Source organism: Allobosea sp. 05T438 (assembly GCF_056396025.1).
In genome coordinates this window covers 1-866 of sequence record NZ_JBFTKQ010000055.1, presented here as the reverse complement: position 1 = coordinate 866, position 866 = coordinate 1, and the positions used below count along the sequence as shown (strand labels likewise).

At 62.8% G+C, this 866-nt stretch carries 1 protein-coding gene and 1 pseudogene; both read right to left on the bottom strand.

What is annotated here, in order from left to right:
* Nucleotides 1-743: sulfatase-like hydrolase/transferase (locus AC1DIN_RS29890; RefSeq protein ID WP_476812355.1), on the bottom strand; the 743-nt coding region annotated here is incomplete at its 3' end.
* Nucleotides 727-866, bottom strand: a pseudogene (locus AC1DIN_RS29885) (formylglycine-generating enzyme family protein); the annotation flags it as partial. The gene AC1DIN_RS29890 and the pseudogene AC1DIN_RS29885, both read right to left, overlap by 17 nt.

The window sequence follows — 866 nt, the reverse complement described above, 5'->3', positions numbered from 1 at the left end:
ACCTGCTTCATCCATGAGACAGCCTTGTCGGTCATGTCTTCCGTGAAGTGATATTCCTTCTTCCCTTCGGACGGATTCAGCCGGACCGTGTTTTCGACGACCGCAGGCTCCCATTGCGAGGATTCTCCGGCAAGGAAGCCGTAGAAGTAGTCGAAGCCGATCCCCTGGCCCGCCGGCCAGTTCGTATAGGGGCCGACGGCCGTGGTCTCGTTAGCGGGCGTGTTGTGCCATTTTCCGAAAGCGCTCGTCGCGTAGCCATGATAGCCGAGGACCTTCGCCGCGGTTGCCGATGTGCGCGGAATCCGGCCGGAATAGCCATCCCAGTCGTTCGCCAGTTCGGCGATCTGGCCGTAGCCAACGCGATGGTGATTGCGCCCGGTCAGCAGCGCCGCTCGGGTGGGTGAGCACATCGCGGCATTGTGGAAGCGGTTATAGGTGATCCCGTCTCCGGCAACGCGGCTCAATGTGCGCGTATCGATCACGCCGCCGAAGGTGCTCGGAAGCGCCGGACCGACGTCGTCTAGCATGATCACGACGATGTTCGGCGCGTTGGCCGGGAGATGCGACTTCGCCGGCAGGGGGCTGTAGGTCGATTCTGCGATCGTCGGCCCGGCCTTGCTCCCCGAGGGTGTTGGCGGAAACGGCAGCGATTCCTGGGCCACCACGGGCGATCCCAACATCAGCAGCGTCGTGCTGACGCCCAACCAGCGCGCTCTGAATGGGTGACTAGGCGGCCGTTTCATTCGCTTCTCCATTCCGGACAACACATCTGAACCCGACATGGCTGGTCGACGTATCGATCGCCTCGGCATGTCGGGCTGCAGGTCGGTAGCGGCGGCAGTAGTTCGGAGCGCACAGATGCGATC